Source organism: Methylobacterium sp. UNC300MFChir4.1, from assembly GCF_900110155.1.
Lineage (GTDB): Bacteria > Pseudomonadota > Alphaproteobacteria > Rhizobiales > Beijerinckiaceae > Methylobacterium.
In genome coordinates this window covers 173,866-191,403 of record NZ_FOCS01000001.1, presented here as the reverse complement: position 1 = coordinate 191,403, position 17,538 = coordinate 173,866, and the positions used below count along the sequence as shown (strand labels likewise).

At 71.4% G+C, this 17,538-nt stretch carries 19 protein-coding genes; 9 read left to right on the top strand and 10 right to left on the bottom strand.

Annotated features, from left to right (window positions below):
• Positions 1-44: 44 nt before the first annotated feature.
• Positions 45-1,454: a type I glutamate--ammonia ligase gene (glnA, locus tag BMY19_RS00925; protein ID WP_012322030.1), complete on the top strand. Its 1,410-nt coding sequence runs from the start codon at positions 45-47 to the stop codon at positions 1,452-1,454.
• A gap of 218 nt (positions 1,455-1,672) precedes the next feature.
• The gene (locus tag BMY19_RS00920; RefSeq protein ID WP_100250592.1) at positions 1,673-2,311 is read left to right on the top strand and encodes a VOC family protein; all 639 of its coding nucleotides are present in this window, start codon (positions 1,673-1,675) and stop codon (positions 2,309-2,311) included.
• A gap of 164 nt (positions 2,312-2,475) precedes the next feature.
• Here BMY19_RS00920 and BMY19_RS00915 read toward each other — a convergent pair whose 3' ends face one another.
• Positions 2,476-3,099: a ribonuclease D gene (locus BMY19_RS00915; protein WP_100250591.1), complete on the bottom strand. Its 624-nt coding sequence runs from the start codon at positions 3,097-3,099 to the stop codon at positions 2,476-2,478.
• A gap of 98 nt (positions 3,100-3,197) precedes the next feature.
• Between BMY19_RS00915 and BMY19_RS00910 the strand changes: the two genes are divergently transcribed.
• Positions 3,198-3,626: a cupin domain-containing protein gene (locus BMY19_RS00910; RefSeq protein ID WP_100250590.1), complete on the top strand. Its 429-nt coding sequence runs from the start codon at positions 3,198-3,200 to the stop codon at positions 3,624-3,626.
• A 95-nt stretch (positions 3,627-3,721) separates the two neighbouring features.
• Complete coding sequence (locus BMY19_RS00905) at positions 3,722-4,948, top strand: glycerophosphodiester phosphodiesterase family protein (RefSeq protein WP_100250589.1); 1,227 nt, start codon at positions 3,722-3,724, stop codon at positions 4,946-4,948.
• Between the two features lie 219 nt (positions 4,949-5,167).
• On the opposite strand, the gene BMY19_RS00900 is transcribed toward BMY19_RS00905, so the two are convergent.
• From BMY19_RS00900 to BMY19_RS00885, 4 genes are all read right to left on the bottom strand, one after another.
• Complete coding sequence (locus tag BMY19_RS00900; RefSeq protein WP_100250588.1) at positions 5,168-5,407, bottom strand: hypothetical protein; 240 nt, start codon at positions 5,405-5,407, stop codon at positions 5,168-5,170.
• Between the two features lie 21 nt (positions 5,408-5,428).
• On the bottom strand, positions 5,429-5,842 hold the full coding sequence (locus tag BMY19_RS00895) for a hypothetical protein (protein ID WP_100250587.1): 414 nt from the start codon (positions 5,840-5,842) through the stop codon (positions 5,429-5,431).
• Between the two features lie 507 nt (positions 5,843-6,349).
• On the bottom strand, positions 6,350-7,078 hold the full coding sequence (phbB, locus tag BMY19_RS00890) for an acetoacetyl-CoA reductase (protein ID WP_100250586.1): 729 nt from the start codon (positions 7,076-7,078) through the stop codon (positions 6,350-6,352).
• Between the two features lie 114 nt (positions 7,079-7,192).
• Entirely contained in the window at positions 7,193-8,377 is a 1,185-nt protein-coding gene (locus tag BMY19_RS00885; protein WP_100250585.1) for an acetyl-CoA C-acetyltransferase, read from the bottom strand.
• 325 nt (positions 8,378-8,702) lie between these two features.
• Here BMY19_RS00885 and phaR point away from each other — a divergent pair, with 325 nt between their 5' ends.
• Positions 8,703-9,299 carry a polyhydroxyalkanoate synthesis repressor PhaR gene (gene phaR / locus BMY19_RS00880; protein ID WP_056531522.1) on the top strand — a complete coding sequence of 199 codons (597 nt, stop codon included), beginning with the start codon at positions 8,703-8,705 and terminating at the stop codon, positions 9,297-9,299.
• A 93-nt stretch (positions 9,300-9,392) separates the two neighbouring features.
• The gene (locus BMY19_RS00875) at positions 9,393-9,707 is read left to right on the top strand and encodes a hypothetical protein (protein WP_100250584.1); all 315 of its coding nucleotides are present in this window, start codon (positions 9,393-9,395) and stop codon (positions 9,705-9,707) included.
• A 19-nt stretch (positions 9,708-9,726) separates the two neighbouring features.
• On the opposite strand, the gene rpmF is transcribed toward BMY19_RS00875, so the two are convergent.
• Entirely contained in the window at positions 9,727-9,915 is a 189-nt protein-coding gene (gene rpmF / locus BMY19_RS00870; RefSeq protein ID WP_003601373.1) for a 50S ribosomal protein L32, read from the bottom strand.
• Positions 9,916-10,140: 225 nt separating this feature from the next.
• Between rpmF and BMY19_RS00865 the strand changes: the two genes are divergently transcribed.
• Positions 10,141-10,500 carry a helix-hairpin-helix domain-containing protein gene (locus tag BMY19_RS00865; RefSeq protein ID WP_100250583.1) on the top strand — a complete coding sequence of 120 codons (360 nt, stop codon included), beginning with the start codon at positions 10,141-10,143 and terminating at the stop codon, positions 10,498-10,500.
• Positions 10,501-10,503: 3 nt separating this feature from the next.
• Here the strand turns inward: BMY19_RS00865 and BMY19_RS00860 are convergent, their stop codons facing one another.
• Both BMY19_RS00860 and BMY19_RS00855 read right to left on the bottom strand, forming a co-directional pair.
• Positions 10,504-11,223, bottom strand: coding sequence for a hypothetical protein (locus tag BMY19_RS00860; RefSeq protein ID WP_100250582.1), 720 nt, complete (start codon positions 11,221-11,223; stop codon positions 10,504-10,506).
• Positions 11,220-11,639, bottom strand: a complete 420-nt coding sequence (locus tag BMY19_RS00855) for a hypothetical protein (RefSeq protein ID WP_244534799.1) — start codon at positions 11,637-11,639, stop codon at positions 11,220-11,222. Before BMY19_RS00855 ends, BMY19_RS00860 begins: the two co-directional genes overlap by 4 nt.
• A 103-nt stretch (positions 11,640-11,742) precedes the next feature.
• Here BMY19_RS00855 and BMY19_RS00850 point away from each other — a divergent pair, with 103 nt between their 5' ends.
• Positions 11,743-14,622 carry a phosphoenolpyruvate carboxylase gene (locus BMY19_RS00850; protein ID WP_100250581.1) on the top strand — a complete coding sequence of 960 codons (2,880 nt, stop codon included), beginning with the start codon at positions 11,743-11,745 and terminating at the stop codon, positions 14,620-14,622.
• Positions 14,623-14,631: 9 nt separating this feature from the next.
• On the opposite strand, the gene BMY19_RS00845 is transcribed toward BMY19_RS00850, so the two are convergent.
• Together BMY19_RS00845 and BMY19_RS00840 are read right to left on the bottom strand one after the other, a co-directional pair.
• On the bottom strand, positions 14,632-15,087 hold the full coding sequence (locus BMY19_RS00845) for an NfeD family protein (RefSeq protein ID WP_056531510.1): 456 nt from the start codon (positions 15,085-15,087) through the stop codon (positions 14,632-14,634).
• 5 nt (positions 15,088-15,092) lie between these two features.
• Entirely contained in the window at positions 15,093-16,073 is a 981-nt protein-coding gene (locus tag BMY19_RS00840; RefSeq protein ID WP_091926529.1) for an SPFH domain-containing protein, read from the bottom strand.
• A gap of 330 nt (positions 16,074-16,403) precedes the next feature.
• Here BMY19_RS00840 and BMY19_RS00835 point away from each other — a divergent pair, with 330 nt between their 5' ends.
• On the top strand, positions 16,404-17,498 hold the full coding sequence (locus BMY19_RS00835) for a glycosyltransferase family 4 protein (protein WP_020090784.1): 1,095 nt from the start codon (positions 16,404-16,406) through the stop codon (positions 17,496-17,498).
• The last annotated feature ends 40 nt before the right edge of the window (positions 17,499-17,538 follow it).

Sequence of the window (17,538 nt, the reverse complement as noted above, 5' to 3'; positions counted from 1 at the left end):
TGCGCCACGAGAGCCGATTCAGAGATCCCTGGAGGATGCCCACGATGACGACTGCGGCCGAGGTGCTGAAGACGATCCGGGACAACGACGTGCGTTACGTGGACTTCCGGTTCACCGACCCGCGCGGCAAGTGGCAGCACGTCACGTTCGACGTGTCGCTCATCGACGAGGAGATCTTCGACGAGGGCACCATGTTCGACGGCTCCTCGATCGCCGGCTGGAAGGCGATCAACGAGTCCGACATGCTGCTGATGCCGGATCCCGTCACCGCCACGCTGGACCCGTTCTTCTCGGCCGCGACCATGTCGATCGTCTGCGACGTGCTGGAGCCGGCCACCGGCGAGCCCTACGGCCGTGACCCGCGCGGCACCGCCAAGCGCGCCGAGGCCTACCTGCAGCAGACCGGCATCGGCGACACGATCTACGTCGGCCCCGAGGCCGAGTTCTTCGTGTTCGACGACGTGAAGTTCGGCGCCGACCCGTACCGCACGGGCTTCGAGCTCGACTCCACCGAATTGCCGACCAACGGCTTCACCGATTACGAGGGCGGCAACCTCGGCCACCGGGTCCAGACCAAGGGCGGCTACTTCCCGGTGCCGCCGCAGGACTCGGCGCAGGACATGCGCGGCGAGATGCTCGCGGCCATGCAGTCCATGGGCGTGAAGGTCGAGAAGCACCACCACGAGGTGGCCTCGGCCCAGCACGAGCTCGGCATGAAGTTCGACACGCTGACCCTGCTCGCCGACCACATGCAGATCTACAAGTACTGCATCCACAACGTCGCGCAGAGCTACGGCAAGTCCGCGACCTTCATGCCCAAGCCCGTCTACGGCGACAACGGCTCAGGGATGCACGTCCATCAGTCGATCTGGAAGGACGGCAAGCCGGTCTTCGCGGGCGACAAGTATGCCGGCCTGTCCCAGGAGTGCCTCTGGTACATCGGCGGCATCATCAAGCACGCCAAGGCGCTGAACGCCTTCACCAACCCGTCGACCAACTCGTACAAGCGCCTGGTGCCGGGCTACGAGGCGCCGGTGCTGCTCGCCTACTCGGCGCGCAACCGCTCGGCCTCCTGCCGCATCCCGTGGACCAAGAGCCCGAAGGCCAAGCGCGTCGAGGTCCGCTTCCCCGACCCGATGGCGAACCCCTACCTCGCCTTCTCGGCGCTGCTGATGGCCGGCCTCGACGGCATCCGCAACAAGATCGACCCGGGCCCGGCCATGGACAAGGACCTGTACGAGCTGCCGCCGCGGGAGCTGAAGAAGATCCCGACCGTGTGCGGGTCGCTCCGGGAGGCCCTGAACAGCCTCGACAAGGACCGGGCCTTCCTCAAGGAGGGCGGCGTGTTCTCGGACGACCAGATCGACTCGTTCATCGAGCTGAAGATGACCGAGGTGCTGCGCTACGAGATGACGCCGCACCCGATCGAGTTCGTGCAGTACTACTCGCTGTGATGTGAGAGCCGGCCGGGCACGAGGCCCGGCCCGGCACGCACTTCCGGGCCGGGGCCTCTCGCGGGGCCCCGGCCTTTTTCTTGGGGACGCTCAGGCGTTACCCCTCGCCGCCTCACCCGAGGCAGCCCGTGAGCGCCGAGACCGGGGCGGGACCGGTGCGGTCCCGGGCATGCCCGGCGGCCGGCTGCATAGGTGCCCGCGCGCACGGAGCCCGAACGATGCTCACCCTCGACCACCTCGTCGTCGTCGCGCCCGACCTCGCGGAGGGCGTGGCCCATGTGCGAGACTGCCTCGGCCTCGCCATGCCCGAGGGCGGTCGCCACCGCGAGATGGGCACGCGCAACCACCTGCTGCGCCTCGGCGACGCCCTGTTCCTGGAGGTGATCGCCGTCGATCCGGAGGCGCCGCCGCCGTCGGGCGCCCGCTGGTTCGGCCTCGGCGACGCGGCGCGGGTGCGGGCCGACTGGGATTCGGGCCGGCGGCTGCGCGGCTTCGTCGCCCGCGCGGACGATCTCGACGGCCTCCTCGCCACGCACGGCGCGCTCCTCGGCGCGGCGGCGACGATGACCCGGGGCGACCTGTCCTGGCGCTTCGCGGTGCCCCCGGGCGGGGCGTGGCCGGCGGACGGGGCCGCGCCCTGCGCGATGGCGTGGGGACCGCGCGGCAATCCCGCCGCGACGATGCCGGATCTCGGTGCCGCTCTGGAGGCGCTCGTCCTGACGGATCCGGATCCCGCCGCCGTCGCGGGGCTTCACGCGGCGCTGGGCCTCGTCGCTCCACCGCAGGTTGTGGCCGGCCGGGGCCCGCGCTGGACCGCCCGGATCAGCACGCCGTCGGGCCCGCGGACCCTGACCTGAGGGCGACGGACCCTCCTCGCCGGCCTGATCGGGTGGGCGACCGGCGAGGAGGGCCTGGCCGGGACTCGGAAGCCCAGGCAGCCACAACCTACCAGCGACTTATCGCGGTGCGGTGACAGGAAAGTCTCACTCCGCACAGGAAGTGTGCAGGCCCCGCCGGACGATCAGGTGTGCGCGAAGATGTCGGTCTCGGGCCAGCCGTCGAGGTCGAGGCGCGCCCGCGTCGGCAGGAAGCCGAAGCAGGCGGACGCGAGGTCGGTGCGACCCTCCCGGGCCAGCATCGCGTCGAGCCGCTCCCGGGCCGCGTGGAGATGGAGGACGTCCGAGGCCGCGTAGTCGAGCTGGGCCTGCGACAGGGTCTCGGCGCCCCAGTCCGAAGATTGCTGCTGCTTCGACAGGTCGACGCCGACCAGCTCGCGGACCACGTCCTTCAGCCCGTGGCGATCCGTGTAGGTGCGCGCCAGCTTCGAGGCGATCTTGGTGCAGTAGACCGGGCTCGGCATCACGCCGAGGGCCCTGTACAGGACCGCCACGTCGAACCGCGCGAAGTGGAAGATCTTCAGGATGCCGGGATCGGCCAGGACCCGCTTGAGCACGACCGGCTCCGGCCCGTCCTGCGGGATCTGCACCACGTCGGCCGTGCCGTCGCCGGTGGAGAGCTGCACCACGCAGAGGCGGTCCCGATACGGGTTGAGACCGAGCGTCTCGGTGTCGATGGCCACCGCCCGCCCCGCGTCGTAGGTGGCGGGCAGGTCGCCGCGGTGGAGACGTACGGTCGGGCTCGGCATCGTTCTCGGACCTTGCGGGTTTTCGGCCGGTAGCATCGGTGCCAAGTGCCGGCAAGCCGCGGACGATCCGCGCGGCCGGGATCGACAGGGAGCTGGACATGACGGCAGCCGAGGTGATCGCGACCCTGGGGTTGAAGCCCCATCCCGAGGGCGGCCATTACCGCGAGACGCTCCGCGATCCACGGACCGTCGACGGCCGTTCGGTCGGCACCGCGATCTACTTCCTGCTCGATCTCGGCGAGGTCTCGGCGTGGCACCGGGTCGACGCCACCGAGATCTGGCACTGGCACGCCGGCGCGCCGCTGGTGATCACCACGAGCCCCAACGGGCACGACGCCGAGGCCCGGCATCTCGGGCCGGACCTCGCCGCCGGGCAGCGCCCGCAATGCGTCGTGCCGGCCGGCCACTGGCAGACCGCCACCAGCCTGGGCGCCTGGACACTCGTCGGCTGCACGGTCTCGCCGGGCTTCGACTTCGCCGGCTTCGAGATGGCGCCGCCCGACTGGCGGCCGACGCCGCGCGGATGATCCGCCGCTATCATGGCGGCGGCGCGCCGGGGCGTGCGGGGTCACGCCCCTGTCACCGTCCCCCTCTACCGGCGGCCTGAAACGGGAGGTTCGCGATGCGTGCGATCATGTTGGGGCTGGGGCTGCTTCTGGGAGCGGGCCCCGCGCTCGCCGGCGAGGCCGCCCAGCTCGGCCCCCGACCCTTCTATCTCGTCGACCAGCTGAAGCCCGGCCCGCTCAAGGACAGGCTCGCCGCCTGCGGCGTCGACCGGACCTACACGCCCCGGACCTTCTCGATCTCGCACCGCGGCGCGCCGCTGATGTTTCCCGAACACACCCGGGAGGGCCTGCTCGCCGCGTACCGGATGGGCGCCGGGATCATCGAGTGCGACGTGGCCTTCACCAAGGACCGCCAGCTCGTCTGCCGCCACAGCCAGTGCGACCTGCACACGACCACCGACATCCTCGCCCGGCCCGAGCTCGCGGCGAAGTGCACGCAGGGCTTCACGCCGGCCGACCCGGCCAACGGGCGGAAGGCCTCGGCCAAGTGCTGCACCAGCGACCTGACGCTGGACGAATTCAAGTCGCTGAACGGGAAGATGGACGCGTCCGACCCGGACGCCACCACGGTGGCGGCCTACATGAACGCCACGCCGCGCTGGCGCACCGACCTCTACGCCGGCACCGGCACGCTGATGTCGCACAAGGAGTACATCGCCCTGGTGAAGGGGATGGGGCGGAAATTCACCCCCGAGCTGAAGGCGCCCCAGGTCCCGATGCCGTTCCAGGGCACCTACACGCAGGACATGTATGCCCAGCAGCTGGTCGACGAGTACCGGGAGGCCGGGATCCCAGCCTCCGACGTCTACCCGCAGAGCTTCCAGCTCCGCGACATCCTCTACTGGTTGGAGAAGGATCCGGAATTCGGCCGCCAGGCGATCTTCCTCGACGACCGGGACGAGACCGCGAAGGGCTTCGACCCGGAGAAGCCCGCCACGTGGCAGCCCGGCATGGCCGAGCTCGCCCGGAAGGGCGTGAAGATCCTGGCGCCGCCGCTGTGGATGCTGGTCCGGCCCGGCCCGGACGGGACGATCGAGCCCTCGACCTATGCCCGGGACGCCAAGGCGGCCGGGCTGGGCCTGATCGCGTGGTCGCTGGAGCGCTCGGGTCCCCTGAAGGGCGGCGGCGGGTACTATTACCAGTCGATCAAGCCGGTGGTCACCGGCGACGGCGACATCCTGCGGCTGCTCGACGTCCTGCACGGACAGGTCGGCGTGCTGGGAGTCTTCTCCGACTGGCCCGCGACCACGACCTTCTACGCCAACTGCGTCGGCGCTCCGTAGCGGCGCGGCTCAGTCGGCCCAGAGGGCCACGAGGGAGAAGAAGCCGGCCATCACGAAGTTCACGATCAGGAAGCCGGTGATGATGAGGGCGAGCGTCATGGGGCCTCGGAGGCGGAGCGGTCTGGGGGATGGGGGCGCGGCGCGGCCAGGTCTTCGTGGACCTGCGCCGCCCGCCGATGAGCCCCGCGGCGCGTCCGCGGGGGCGTGCGTGGTGTCCGCCTAGTACGGGCTCAGCACGTAGAGGAGGTTGGACAGGTACTCGCCGCTCAGCGGCTTCCAGCCGAGCCGCCGCCGGATCAGGCCGTAGCCCGCGCAGGTCAGCGCGGCGGAGCCGAGGACCGCGAGCGTGAACCACACGAGGCTGGCGGTCGCGAACCCGACGGCGATGCCGATCAGGGCCACGGTCACGAAGATGATCCGGCTCGGGTTGCGCGGGCCGCGCGTCGTCATGTCGGACATGGGGACCTCCCTCGATCCGGATCAGCGGGCGCGGCAGTTCGGGCCGTACCAAGTCATGGTCCGGCGATCCATGCCGCCGTCCGAGGAGGCGCCGCAGACGGGGAACCGCGCGTCGCCGGTGCGCTGCAGGCTCATGACCTTGTAGAGGTCCTGCTGCGCCTCGCGGCGGCGGTTCTGCTCGGCGAGCTGCGCCTGCCAGTACAGGTTGCTGTTGGACTGGGCGACGGCGCGCTGCTGGTGGAGCCCCATCATGCACTCGGCGAAGCCGTCGGTGCCGGGCTCGAAGCCGAAGGCGTAGCACTGGTTCTGATCCAGCGCGTGGCGCTCCTGCGGGGTGACGCAGGCCGCCAGCCCCAGGGCACAGGCCGCCGCGAGCCCGAGCTTCGCGATTGCGGGCAGCGCGGGGCGGCGGGCCGCGGAGCGGTCGTCACGCATCGCGGTCGTGCGGGAAGAACAATTCTGGCTCGCGCCGATAAACTGAACGCCGAATTTACCGTGAAACCAGTTGTTCATGATCCTCGGGACCTCGATTTCTATCGGCGGGACCATCCGTGAGCCGATGGAAGGAGGTCTATACGAGGCCGTTCGAATTGTTCGTGTCTCAGAACACGCGGGCCGGCGGCTCGATCGCTGCCCGCAATGCCCGTTATCCCGCCCGACGCGCGATTCCGCACGCGGGGAAGGACTTTCGTCACGCTTGATGGGTCGGACGGTCCGGGCCCGCGACCACGGACGGCGGCGCGCGCGGCTCGTGGGCCGGACCGGCGCGGCCCGGGACGGTCGCCGGCAGGCGGGGCCCGGCGCTAGGAGCGCCGTCGTCGGGCTCGGCCACGCGGAGTGTCGGAAGGAACGCTCACCGGACGGAGAGATGCGCGTCCGGCGCGGTGGGGCGGCTCGCCCACAGGGCGGGCGCGCCGGGTCGATCCGGCGCGCCCGCGGCGATCAGACGAAGTGCTGGCCGCCGTTGATGGTCAGCGTCGAGCCGTTCACGAAGCCGGCCTCGTCGCTCGCCAGATACTCGACCGCGTGGGCGATCTCGTCGGCCTCGCCGAGGCGGCCGGTCGGGATCGTGGAGATGATCTTGTTGCGGATGTCCTCCGACACCGCCATCACCATCTCGGTGGCGATGTAGCCCGGCGCCACCACGTTGACCGTGATGCCCTTCGAGGCGCTCTCCTGCGCGAGCGCCTTTGCGAAGCCGATCACGCCGGCCTTGGCGGCCGAGTAGTTGGTCTGCCCGGCCTGGCCCTTCTGGCCGTTGATCGACGAGATGATGATGATGCGGCCGAAGTTGCGGCTGCGCATGCCCTCGATCAGCGGACGGGTGCAGGTGAACATCGAGTCGAGGTTGGTCTTGATGACCGCCTGCCACTTCTCGAACGTCATCTTGTGGAAGGCGCCGTCCCGGGTGATGCCGGCGTTGTTCACCAGGATGTCCACCGGGCCGAGCTCGGACTCGATCGCCTTGATGCCGGCCTCGCAGCTCGCGAGATCGCCCACGTCGAACTTGAAGACGGGGATGCCGGTCTCGGCCTTGAAGGCGTTGGCCGCCTCGTCGTTGCCGGCGTAGTTGGCGGCGACCTTGTAGCCCTTGTCCTTGAGCCGCTTCGAGATCGCCGCGCCGATGCCGCGGGTGCCGCCCGTCACGAGGGCGACGCGTCCTTGAGCCATTGTTTCCTCCTGTTCGCATCACTTGATGCCGCGTGCGGATGGCGTCCGCACGCGATTTTTTCTGACTTCGGCCTTAAGTCTATGTTGTGGGCCGATACTGTCGTGACAGACCGATCAGGTCCGCTCGACGCACATCGCCACGCCCATGCCGCCGCCGATGCAGAGCGTGGCGAGGCCCTTCTTGGCGTCGCGGCGCTTCATCTCGTGGAGCAGGGTGACGAGGACGCGGGCGCCCGAGGCCCCGATCGGGTGGCCGATGGCGATGGCGCCGCCGTTGACGTTCACCTTCGCGTCGTCCCAGCCCATGTCCTTGTTCACGGCCAGCGCCTGGGCCGCGAAGGCCTCGTTCGCCTCGATCAGGTCGAGGTCGGACGGCTTCCAGCCGGCCTTCTCCAGGGCCTTGCGCGAGGCCGGGATCGGGCCGGTGCCCATCACCTTCGGGTCGACGCCCGCGGTCGCCCAGGACTTGATCTTGGCGAGCGGGGTCAGGCCGCGGCGCTCGGCCTCCGAGGCCGACATCAGCACCAGCGCGGCGGCGCCGTCGTTGAGGCCCGAGGCGTTGGCGGCCGTGACGGTGCCGTCCTTGGTGAAGGCCGGCTTCAGCTTGCCCATCGCCTCCAGGGTGGCGCCGTCGCGGATGTACTCGTCGGTGTCGACGACCGTGTCGCCCTTCTTCCCCGGCACCGTGACGGGGACGATCTCGTCCTTGAAGCGGCCCTCCTTGCGGGCGGCCTCGGCCTTGTTCTGCGAGCGGGTCGCGAACTGGTCCTGCTGCTCGCGGGTGAGCTGGAAGGCCTGGGCGACGTTCTCGGCGGTCTGGCCCATGTGGTAACCGTTGAAGGCGTCCCAGAGCCCGTCCTTGATCATGGTGTCGACGAGCTTCACGTCGCCCATCTTCTGGCCGCCGCGCAGGTACTGCGCGTGGGGCGACAGCGACATCGATTCCTGGCCGCCGGCCACGATGACCTTGGCGTCGCCGTTGGCGATCTGCTGCATGCCGATCGCGACCGTGCGCAGGCCCGAGCCGCAGACCTGGTTGAGGCCCCAGGCGGTGGCCTTCTCGGGGATGCCGGCCTTGATGGCCGCCTGCCGGGCGGGGTTCTGGCCGGCGCCCGCGGTGAGGACCTGGCCGAAGATCACCTCGTCCACCTCGTCGGGCGAGACCTTGGCGCGCTCCAGGGCGGCCTTGATCGCCGTCGCGCCGAGCTCGTGGGCCGGCACCGCCCCGAAGGCGCCGCCGAACGAGCCGACCGGCGTGCGCGCCGCCCCGACGATGACGATCTCTTCGCTGCCTGCCATGTGAACGTTCTCCTCTCGCGAGCCGGCGCGCCTTCCACGTCCCGGGGCGCGCTCTGTGCCGGCCCTGGGATGAAGGGCCTGAGGTGGGCGAAGTCAAGGTTGTGGATCAACGCGCCAAACGCGCCGATGACGCGACCGCGAGACTGAAATGGCGCGACCGCCCCGACCACTCTGCATTATTCTGCGTTGAACAGCTGCAGTTTGCTGTTTTCTGCGCCCGGGGAAGGCTTTAAGGATCGTGTTGCGGGCGCGAAGACAGCCCCCGTCAGACAGCACCGCGCGTCTGCAACGCCCCCCGGTCCCGAGTCCAGAAAGGCCGTTCCCGATGGCGGATACCGTCAAGGCCACCCAGACCGTCATCAAGAAGTACGCCAACCGGCGCCTCTATCACACCGGCACCTCGACGTACGTGACGCTGGAGGACCTCGCCACGATGGTGCAGAACGGCGAGGATTTCGTCGTCTACGACGCGCGCACGGGCGACGACATCACCCGCTCGGTCCTGACGCAGATCATCTTCGAGCAGGAGAACAAGGCCGGCGCCGAGAACCTGCTCCCGGTGGCGTTCCTGCGCCAGCTGATCCGCTTCTACGGCGACAGCATGCGCACGATGGTGCCGAGCTTCCTCGAATTCTCGATGGCGAACTTCGCCAAGGACCAGGACGGCCTGCGCGAGAAATTCGCCCAGAGCTTCGGCCCGGCGGCGTTCCAGAACGCCATCGAGCAGCAGGTGCGCACCAACATGAACTTCTTCGGCGATGCCATGAAGATGTTCACGGGCTTCGCCCCGCCCGCGCCGGGAGCCCAGCCGACCGCGCCGGCCGCGACTCAGCCCGCGACCTACGGGGGCGGCGAGCTGGACGATCTCAAGCGCCAGATGCTGGAGATGCAGCAGCGCCTGGAGGCGCTCGCGAAAAAGTAATTCGGCCGGACCGATCGGACGAAGGGTTGACGATCGGTAAACGTCGGCCCCACCTTTGCGACACGGGCACGGAAACGTGCGGAGAATGTGCGCATGGTGCGTATCGGAACAGTCAGCCGTCTCGGCCCGACACAGGTCCGCCCCACCCGGCGCGCGCCGGTCCCGGACGCGGACGCCTCCCCCGAGGCGGCGCGGACGGAGGTCCAGGCGCTCGCCCTGATCGACGGCGGCCGGTCCGATGAGCCGCCCGCCCCCCGGACAGCGGAACGCGCGGCCGCGGGGAGACCCCGCGCCGGCTTCATCGCGCAATTGCTGACGGCGGGCGATCCGACGCTGCTGCCGTCGCGCCTGGAACGGACCCGGATGGCCGCCGCGCGCTACGCGGAGGCCGCGCGGCGCCTCGCCTGAGGCGCCGCCTTCGCGAGGCTCAAGCCTCGGCGGACTTCACCTTCAGGACCTGACGGCCGCGGTACATGCCGGTCTTCAGGTCGATGTGGTGCGGACGGCGCAGCTCGCCGGAATCCTTGTCCTCGACGTAGGTCGGCGCCTTGAGGGCGTCGGCCGAGCGGCGCATGCCGCGGCGGGAGGGGGAGGTCTTTCGCTTCGGAACGGCCATGGCAGGATCCTTCGTGACGCCGCGGACAAAGCGGCGCGCGGGCGGCTCCTCGATCGAGGATCGCCACGCACACCGCGGGATACGGATGAGGCCGGGCTTATAGCTCCGGCGCCGGCCCGTGACTAGGGGTGCCGGACCACAACCGTTAAGGGCGGGTTCAAGCGGAGCGGCGCAGATCTGGCCGGACGGCACCGCGGTGTGGGCCGCGCCTCTCGGGAGAACGCCATGGCTTCCTCCACCAAAACCCTCGCCCTCCTCGCCCTCCTGTCGAGCCTCGTCGCGGCCCCAGCCCTGGCGCAGGCGCCGCAGGCGCCGACGACCGCGGCACCGACGGCCCCCGCGAAGCCCGCGGCCCCGAGCGCGCCCGTCGCCGGATCGCCGAACGCCGCCAAGGGGGCGCTGATCGATCTCAACAGCGCCAGCACCGAGGAGCTCGACGCGCTGCCCGGCATCGGCGCGGCGCGCGCGGCCGCGATCATCAAGGGACGGCCGTATCGCGGGAAGGACGATCTCGTCTCCGAGAAGATCATCCCGCAGAACGTCTACGACGGCATCAAGGACAAGGTCATCGCCAAGCAGAAGTAGCCGCTACTCGGCGATCGCCCCCTGAGGCATGGAGAAGCCGGGGGGCGTCTTCGGGGCCGCCGCCGCCTTCGGTGCCGCCTGGCGGGGCGCCTTCTTGCGGGCCTCGGCCTTCGGCACCTTCGGCGCCTTGACGGCGGGCGCCGCCTCGCAGGCGCGGAAGGTCAGCTGCGCCAGGGGCGTCCCCTCCTCGCTGACGATCGCGATCGGATCGGGGAAGGTCGGCAGCGTCGGCTCCCAGTGGATCGAACCGCCCAGCATCGCCTCGATGCCCGACGCGGCGCCGCCGCGCCGCAGCGTCGTGAAATCGGGGCCGTAGGCCGTGGCGACCTTTCCGGCGATCACCACCTGGAGAACCTCGTTCACCTCGGGCGTGAGCGGCCTGAGCGGGTTCGTCGTGCGGACCTGCCCGGCCCGCGTGATCACCATCTTGAACCCCTTGGCGCTCTCGAAGCGGGCCGCCTGCGTCCCGCAGGGCTGCTCGAGGGTCGGGCCGGCGGCGGGCGTAGGGCTCGCCGCCTGAGGGGCGGCTTGACCTGGCGGCGCCGTCGCGGCGGGCGCGGCCGGCGCAGGCGCGGCCGGTGCGGGCGCGACTTGCGCGGGCGAAGCCTGGGGAGGCGCGGCCGGCGCCGGCTTGCCGGCAGGCGCGGCGGTCGCCTGCATCGTCGACAGGCAGAGAGGACCGGCGAGCAGCAGCCCGGCCACCCCGCGCGCGCATCGCTTCATCGCCCGGCTCCCGGCGGATCTCCGCGGAGCGCCGCGTCGCGCTGCGTCCGGTCGAGGGCGCGGATCGGTTCCAGTTCGATCGCGTCCAGATCGAGCACGCGCGGGTCGAGCACCTGGGCGCTGCGGTCGATCGGGCTCTTGCGCGGTCCGACCGAGCCGATGACGAGGTCCTCGTCCTCGATGTCGAGTTCGGAACCCATGCGCAGGGGCTCGCGCCGGCCGCGCGCCGCCATCGCGGCCACAGCGACGATGGCGACAGCGAAGACCAGAATAGCCAGGATGATGAACAGGCGCTCCATCAGGAGGTCAGCTCTAGCCTGCGGTTCAGGCCGCCGCCACCCCATCCCATCGTCGATATCGCCCCGCCGCGTCGCGGTTGTGTGTCCCCTCACGTCCAACGTCACGTCCCACGTCACGTCCTCGGTCAGTAGCCGGTCAGTCCCGGGTCACGTGCGGAACGCTCCTTGCGTGGGCCGGCGGACCGGGTAGATGCGGGCAGACCGGAGCCGGGACCGACCGATGCAGCACGAGCCGAGCCGCGAGCCCGAGGAACTGGAGGCGCACCTCCTCGGACTGATCGAGGCCGCCCGGGATCAGGCCCGGGAGGACCCGTTCCGCAACCCCGTCCTGGCGGTGACCCTGGCGATCACCCGGCGCTTCGACCGGAACGAGATCTCGACGGGCGACCTCGACGGCCTGTTCGTGCGCCTGCGTGCCGCAGCGCTGGCGGCGCGGGCGGAACGGCTGCGGGCCTATGTCGGGCTCGATGCCGGGCCGGAGGATCCGCAGGCGGCGATCCCCGCGCGGCTCGTGGCGGCGGCACCCGACCGGCCGGACGGCGTCGAGGCCTTCGCGGCCCTGATCCACCGCACCGCCTTCGCGGTGGTGTTCACGGCCCACCCCACCTTCGGCATGCCGCGGGCCGTCGCGGGCCTCCTCGCCGAGGCCGCGAGCCTGCCCGACACCAAGGACCGCGCCGGGCTGGTCGCGCGCGCGGCGGCCCTGTCCACCCGACCGGACGCGCCGATCACCCTGGATGTCGAGTTCGAGCAGGCCTGCGCGGCGGCCAATAACGGCCGTCTCGCCCTCGACGCCTTCAACGGCGCCCTTCTCGACGCCGCCCGCGCCCGCTGGCCCGACCGCTGGACCGAACTGACGCCCCGCCCCTTCGCCATCGCCAGCTGGGTCGGCTGCGACACCGACGGGCGGACCGATATCGGCTGGTGGGACACCCTGCGCTACCGGCTGATCTCGAAGCGCATGCAGTTCGACCGGGTAATGCGCGACCTGCCCGAGATCCCGGCCTGCCGGGAGGTCTGGGCGCTCGCCGAGAACGCCCTGGCGGCGGTGAACCGCCAGCTCACGGTGGCGCCGCGCCTCGGCGACCAGCCGTCCCTCGAGGCGGTGCACCGCTTCGCCCTGGCGCTCATCATCGAGCGGGAGCGCGCCCAGACCGATGCCGGCGCCCTCGTCGCCGCACTAACCAAGGCCCTGGAGGCCGCCGACGACGCGGCCGACCAGCGCCGGATCGCCGTCCTGCGCGCGGGCGTCGCGACGCACGGCCTGTCGAACGCCCTGCCGCATTTCCGGCTGAACGCCAGCCAGATCCACAACGCGGTGCGGCGGGTGATCGACCTGGAGGGCGAGCCCACCGACGCGGCCCGGCGCCGCTCGCACCTCGCGACGATCCACACGCTGCTGAACGACGTCCGCCCGGTGGCGGTCGATTTCGGGGCGCTCGCGGCCGAGCGGGCCTCGGCCGCGCGGCTGATGATGACGATCGCCCAGATCCTCAAGCACGTGGACGGCACCCATCCGGTGCGCTTCCTCATCGCCGAGACCGAGACCGGCTACACCCTGCTCGCCGCCCTCTGGCTCGCGCGCCACTACGGCATCGCCGACAAGCTCGAGATCACGCCGCTGTTCGAGACGGCGAGCGCGCTGGAGCAGGGCATCCGGGTGCTCGACGACGCCCTGCGCAACCCGCACTGGCGGCAGTACCTGAAGCGCATCGGCCGGCTCACCGTGCAGTTCGGCTACTCCGATTCGGGCCGCTACGTCGGCCAGCTCGCGGCGACCTTCTGGATCGAGCGGCTGCGGCTGCGCATCACCGAGATGCTGGTCCAGAACGGCCTGTCCGACGTCGAGCTCGCGATCTTCGACACGCACGGCGAGTCGATCGGGCGCGGCGCGCATCCGACCTCCCTGCGCGACCGCCTCGCCTACCTCGCCCCCGAGGACGCGCGCGACCGCGCGCGGAAGGCCGGCATCCGCGTCCGGCTCGAATCGAGCTTCCAGGGCACCGACGGCTACCTGCTGTACGGCACCGAGGCGCTGGCGCGCGCCAGCGTCGCCCGCATCGCCGAGCACGTCTACGCGCTCGACGTGACGGAGGAGGACTCGTTCTCGGACTACGCCCTGAACGACCGGCCGAAGGCCTCCGACGGCAAGGTCGACCCGATCTACGCCGAGCCGGATTTCGCCCTCGAATTCTTCACCGCAGCCCGCCAGGACATGGAGTCGCTGGTCGACGACCCGGGCTACGCGGCGCTCCTCGGCACCTTCGGCCCGAGCCTGATCGACCGGACCGGGTCGCGCCCGGTGGCGCGCCAGACCGACAATGGCGGCCCTGCGCGGATCACCCATCCGCGCCAGATGCGGGCGATCCCCAACAACGCGATCCTGCACCAGCTCGGCTTCCTGGCGAACTCCCTCCACGGGATCGGCCGGGCGGCCCAGCGCGGCCCCGACCTGTTCCGCGACATGCGGCGCGATTCGGTACGCTTCTCCCGGGCCTTCCGGCTGGTCCAGCACGCCGCCTCAGTCGGCGACCTCGACGTGCTGCGGGCCTACATCGACACTCTCGATCCGGCCGTGTGGCTGGAGCGGGCGCGGCGCACCCAGAAGGATTTCCGCCGGGACGAGCTGGTGGTGATCTCGGGGGCGCTGGAGCGCCTCGACCTCGCCCCCGCGCTGCGGAACCTGTTCGGACGCCTGACCCGGGACTGGCTCGCCCTGAGCGCTGCCGCCCCGGACCTGCCCGCCATGTCGGCCCGGCTGACGCTGCTCCACGCCCTGCGCCTCGCGCTGATCCATCGGATCTGGTTCCTGGCGGTGCACATCCCGGGCTTCCGGCCGCAGGCGGGCATCTCCCGCGAGCAGCTGCTGGAGCGCTTCCTGCGGCTGGACATCGACGGCTGCCTGAAGCTCCTCGACGCGATCTTCCCGGTGACGCCGGACCCGACGCTCGGCCTCAATTTCGGCGAGCCGGCCGGCCCGCGCGACGTCGGCACCTACGAGGCGGAGCACGCCAACCTGTTCCAGCCGATCCGCCGGATGTTCGATCAGGTGCGGGAGATCTCGGGGATGATCCAGCACGAGGTCGGGGCGTTCGGGTAGGCGCGGCCCTCAGGCCGCCTCCACCCGCAGGACCGTGCCGCCGATCCCGGTGACGCGCACCCGGCGGCCCGCCGGCAGGTCGGGCCCCTCGACCCGCCACAGCGTGTCGTCGAAGCGGATCCGGCCCGCGCCCCGCACGATCGGCTCGTCGAGCACGCCCTCGCGCCCGATCAGGCCGCGGTCGGCGCGGTTCAGGTCCGGCCCGGCCCGCCTGCCGCGGTGCTGGAGGCGCGCCGCGAGCGCCACCAGGGCGACGGCGAGACCGGCGAACAGCAGGGTCTGGCCCTGCCAGGGCATGGGCAGCGCCGCGGCCGCGAGGCCGGTCGCGACGGCGGCGAGGCCGAGCCAGATCAGGAACACGCCGGGCAGCAGGATCTCGGCACCGGCGAGCACGAGGCCGGCGATGACCCAGCTCCAGGCCGCCCCGAGGGCCCCGAGGGTTCCGGCGAGGGAATCGAGCGTCACCGGCGTCAGGCCCGCGGCGGCGCGACGTTCGGCGGGCTCCCCGCGCGCCGGGGCGCCGCGGCGCCGTCGCCGAAGACCGAGCGGGTGAGCTCGCCGATGCCGCCGAGGGTGCCGGCCAGGGCCGCCGCCTCGATCGGCACCACCACGACCCGCTGGTTCGGCGCGGTGGCGATCGCCCGCACCGCGTCGACGTACTTCTCGGCCACGAGGAAGTTCGCCGCCGCGATGTCGCCCTCGGCGATCGCCCGGCTGACCATCCCGGTCGCGGCCGCCTCGGCCTCGGCCGAGCGCTCCCGCGCCTCCGCGTCGCGGAACGCGGCCTCGCGCCGGCCCTCCGCCTCCAGGATCGCCGATTGCTTGCGCCCCTCGGCCCGCAGGATCTCGGCGGCGCGCTGCCCCTCCGCCTCCAGGATCGAGGCGCGCTTCTCGCGCTCGGCCTTCATCTGCCGGGCCATCGCCCCGGCGAGGTCGGCCGGGAGCACGATGTCCTTGATCTCGATCCGGTTGATCTTGACGCCCCAGGGCGAGGCCGCCGCGTCCATCACCCGGAGCAGGCGCTCGTTGATCTCGTCGCGGTGGGCGAGGAGCTGGTCGAGATCCATCGAGCCGACCACGGTGCGGATGTTGGTCATGGTCAGGGTCGTGGCCGCGAGGTCGAGGCTCGAGACCTCGTAGGAGGCGCGCGCCGCGTCGAGCACTTGGTAGAACACCACCGCGTCGATGGTGACGCCGGCATTGTCGCGGGTGAAGGCCTGCTGGCTCGGCACGTCGATGACCTGCTCCATCACGTTGACCTTGCGGCCGATCCGCTCGACGAAGGGCGTGATCAGGCCCAGGCCGGCGTCGAGGCTGCGGGCGTAGCGGCCGAAGCGCTCCACCGTGTAGACGTGGCCCTGGGGCACGATCTTCACGCCCGCGGCCAGGGTGATGATCGCCAGCACCGCCAAGCCCACGGCGAACACGCTCAGCCCCAACGGAAGCCCCATCGACACCCCTCCCCTGACGGCGCCACGGCCGGCGCGGCCGCGCAGCCTAACAGGCCGATCGGGGCTCCGCGACCGCGTGTCCGCGGGGCAGCCCGGAGGCGTGCCGCGCCGCGGCGTGAACGGTCACCCGCGGATGTCGATCATCAATGGTTCAGGCCGCCGCGCTTAGGAAGCCGGCAAGCGTCGCGTTCGTCGTCGCTCGGACCCCGTCAACGCAACGCTTGTTGAAGAAATATTCGGCATGATCCCCGCCACCCTCGCTGCGGAAAGAAGTCCTTTCGCGCCGCTGCGGGCGGCAGAAATCCCCACCCAACCGGACTCGGTGCGCGCGTGAAGATCGCTGTCCTCGCACATCTGAAATACCCGATCGGCCAGCCCTACGCCGGCGGCCTGGAGATGCACACGCATCTCCTGACCGTCGCGCTGAAGCGGCACGGGCACGACGTCACGCTGTTCGCGAGCCGCGGGTCCGACCCGGCGCTCGACCCGGTCATGCTCTGCGATCCGACCGGGGACGCGCTCCTCGACCCGGAGCGGGAGGAGGCGATCGACCGGGAAGAGGAGGATGCCTACCGGCGCATGATGGAGATGGTCGCGGCCGGAGGCTTCGATCTCGTCCACAACAACGCGCTGCACGCCCTGCCGCTGCGCGAGAGCGCCCGGCTCGGCCTGCCCTGGGTCACCGTGCTGCACACGCCGCCCTTCGACTCCCTGGTCGGCGGCGTCGTCCAGGCCGACCCCGACATGGCCTTCCTGGCGGTGTCCCCGTCGCTGGCGCAGGAATGGGCGCATCTCGTGCCGGGCGCCCAGGTGGTCGACAACGGCGTGGACCTCTCGACCTTCGCGTTCTCACACGCTGCCGACGATACGCCCTTCGCCTTCTGGTCGGGCCGGATCGTGCCCGAGAAGGGGCTGCACCTCGCGATCGACGCCGCCCGCGCCGCCGGGCTGCCGCTGACCTTCGCGGGTCCCAAGCTCAATCCCGGCTACTGGGCCGCCGAGATCGCCCCGCGTCTCGGGCCGGACCTGACGCATCTCGGCCATCTCTCTCACCGGGACCTCGCCCATCATCTCGGCCGGGCCCGCGTGGCGATCGTCTCGCCCCGCTGGGAGGAGCCCTTCGGCCTCGTCGTGGCGGAGGCCCTGGCCTGCGGCACGCCGGTCGCCGCCTTCCGGCGCGGCGCCATGCCCGACATCCTGGACGCGTCCTGCGGCCGCCTTGCCCGCCCGGACGACCCGCAGGATCTCTCGGTGGCGATCCGGGAGGCCGCCGGCCTGTCGCGCCGGGCCTGCCGCGACCGCGCCGAGGCGCTCTACGACGCCGCCGCCATGACAGGGCGCTACCTGGAGGCCTACGACGCCGTGATCGCGCGCTGCGCCGAGCGGGCGCGGCCGGCCCTGCGCGTCGCCGGAGGACGCGGCTGAACGGCGCGGATCCGCGCGCCGCAATCCGCACCCGAGCCCG

What these genes read in the sequence shown, in the direction of transcription:
- BMY19_RS00850 (WP_100250581.1), top strand. Translation starts at nt 11,743, where the DNA reads ATGCAGCACGAGCCGAGCCGCGAGCCCGAGGAACTGGAGGCGCACCTC.
- BMY19_RS00910 (WP_100250590.1), top strand. Translation starts at nt 3,198, where the DNA reads ATGACGGCAGCCGAGGTGATCGCGACCCTGGGGTTGAAGCCCCATCCC.
- rpmF (WP_003601373.1), bottom strand. Translation starts at nt 9,915, where the DNA reads ATGGCCGTTCCGAAGCGAAAGACCTCCCCCTCCCGCCGCGGCATGCGC.
- BMY19_RS00840 (WP_091926529.1), bottom strand. Translation starts at nt 16,073, where the DNA reads ATGGGGCTTCCGTTGGGGCTGAGCGTGTTCGCCGTGGGCTTGGCGGTG.
- BMY19_RS00915 (WP_100250591.1), bottom strand. Translation starts at nt 3,099, where the DNA reads ATGCCGAGCCCGACCGTACGTCTCCACCGCGGCGACCTGCCCGCCACC.
- glnA (WP_012322030.1), top strand. Translation starts at nt 45, where the DNA reads ATGACGACTGCGGCCGAGGTGCTGAAGACGATCCGGGACAACGACGTG.
- phaR (WP_056531522.1), top strand. Translation starts at nt 8,703, where the DNA reads ATGGCGGATACCGTCAAGGCCACCCAGACCGTCATCAAGAAGTACGCC.
- phbB (WP_100250586.1), bottom strand. Translation starts at nt 7,078, where the DNA reads ATGGCTCAAGGACGCGTCGCCCTCGTGACGGGCGGCACCCGCGGCATC.
- BMY19_RS00895 (WP_100250587.1), bottom strand. Translation starts at nt 5,842, where the DNA reads ATGCGTGACGACCGCTCCGCGGCCCGCCGCCCCGCGCTGCCCGCAATC.
- BMY19_RS00905 (WP_100250589.1), top strand. Translation starts at nt 3,722, where the DNA reads ATGCGTGCGATCATGTTGGGGCTGGGGCTGCTTCTGGGAGCGGGCCCC.
- BMY19_RS00865 (WP_100250583.1), top strand. Translation starts at nt 10,141, where the DNA reads ATGGCTTCCTCCACCAAAACCCTCGCCCTCCTCGCCCTCCTGTCGAGC.
- BMY19_RS00875 (WP_100250584.1), top strand. Translation starts at nt 9,393, where the DNA reads ATGGTGCGTATCGGAACAGTCAGCCGTCTCGGCCCGACACAGGTCCGC.
- BMY19_RS00885 (WP_100250585.1), bottom strand. Translation starts at nt 8,377, where the DNA reads ATGGCAGGCAGCGAAGAGATCGTCATCGTCGGGGCGGCGCGCACGCCG.
- BMY19_RS00920 (WP_100250592.1), top strand. Translation starts at nt 1,673, where the DNA reads ATGCTCACCCTCGACCACCTCGTCGTCGTCGCGCCCGACCTCGCGGAG.
- BMY19_RS00860 (WP_100250582.1), bottom strand. Translation starts at nt 11,223, where the DNA reads ATGAAGCGATGCGCGCGCGGGGTGGCCGGGCTGCTGCTCGCCGGTCCT.
- BMY19_RS00900 (WP_100250588.1), bottom strand. Translation starts at nt 5,407, where the DNA reads ATGTCCGACATGACGACGCGCGGCCCGCGCAACCCGAGCCGGATCATC.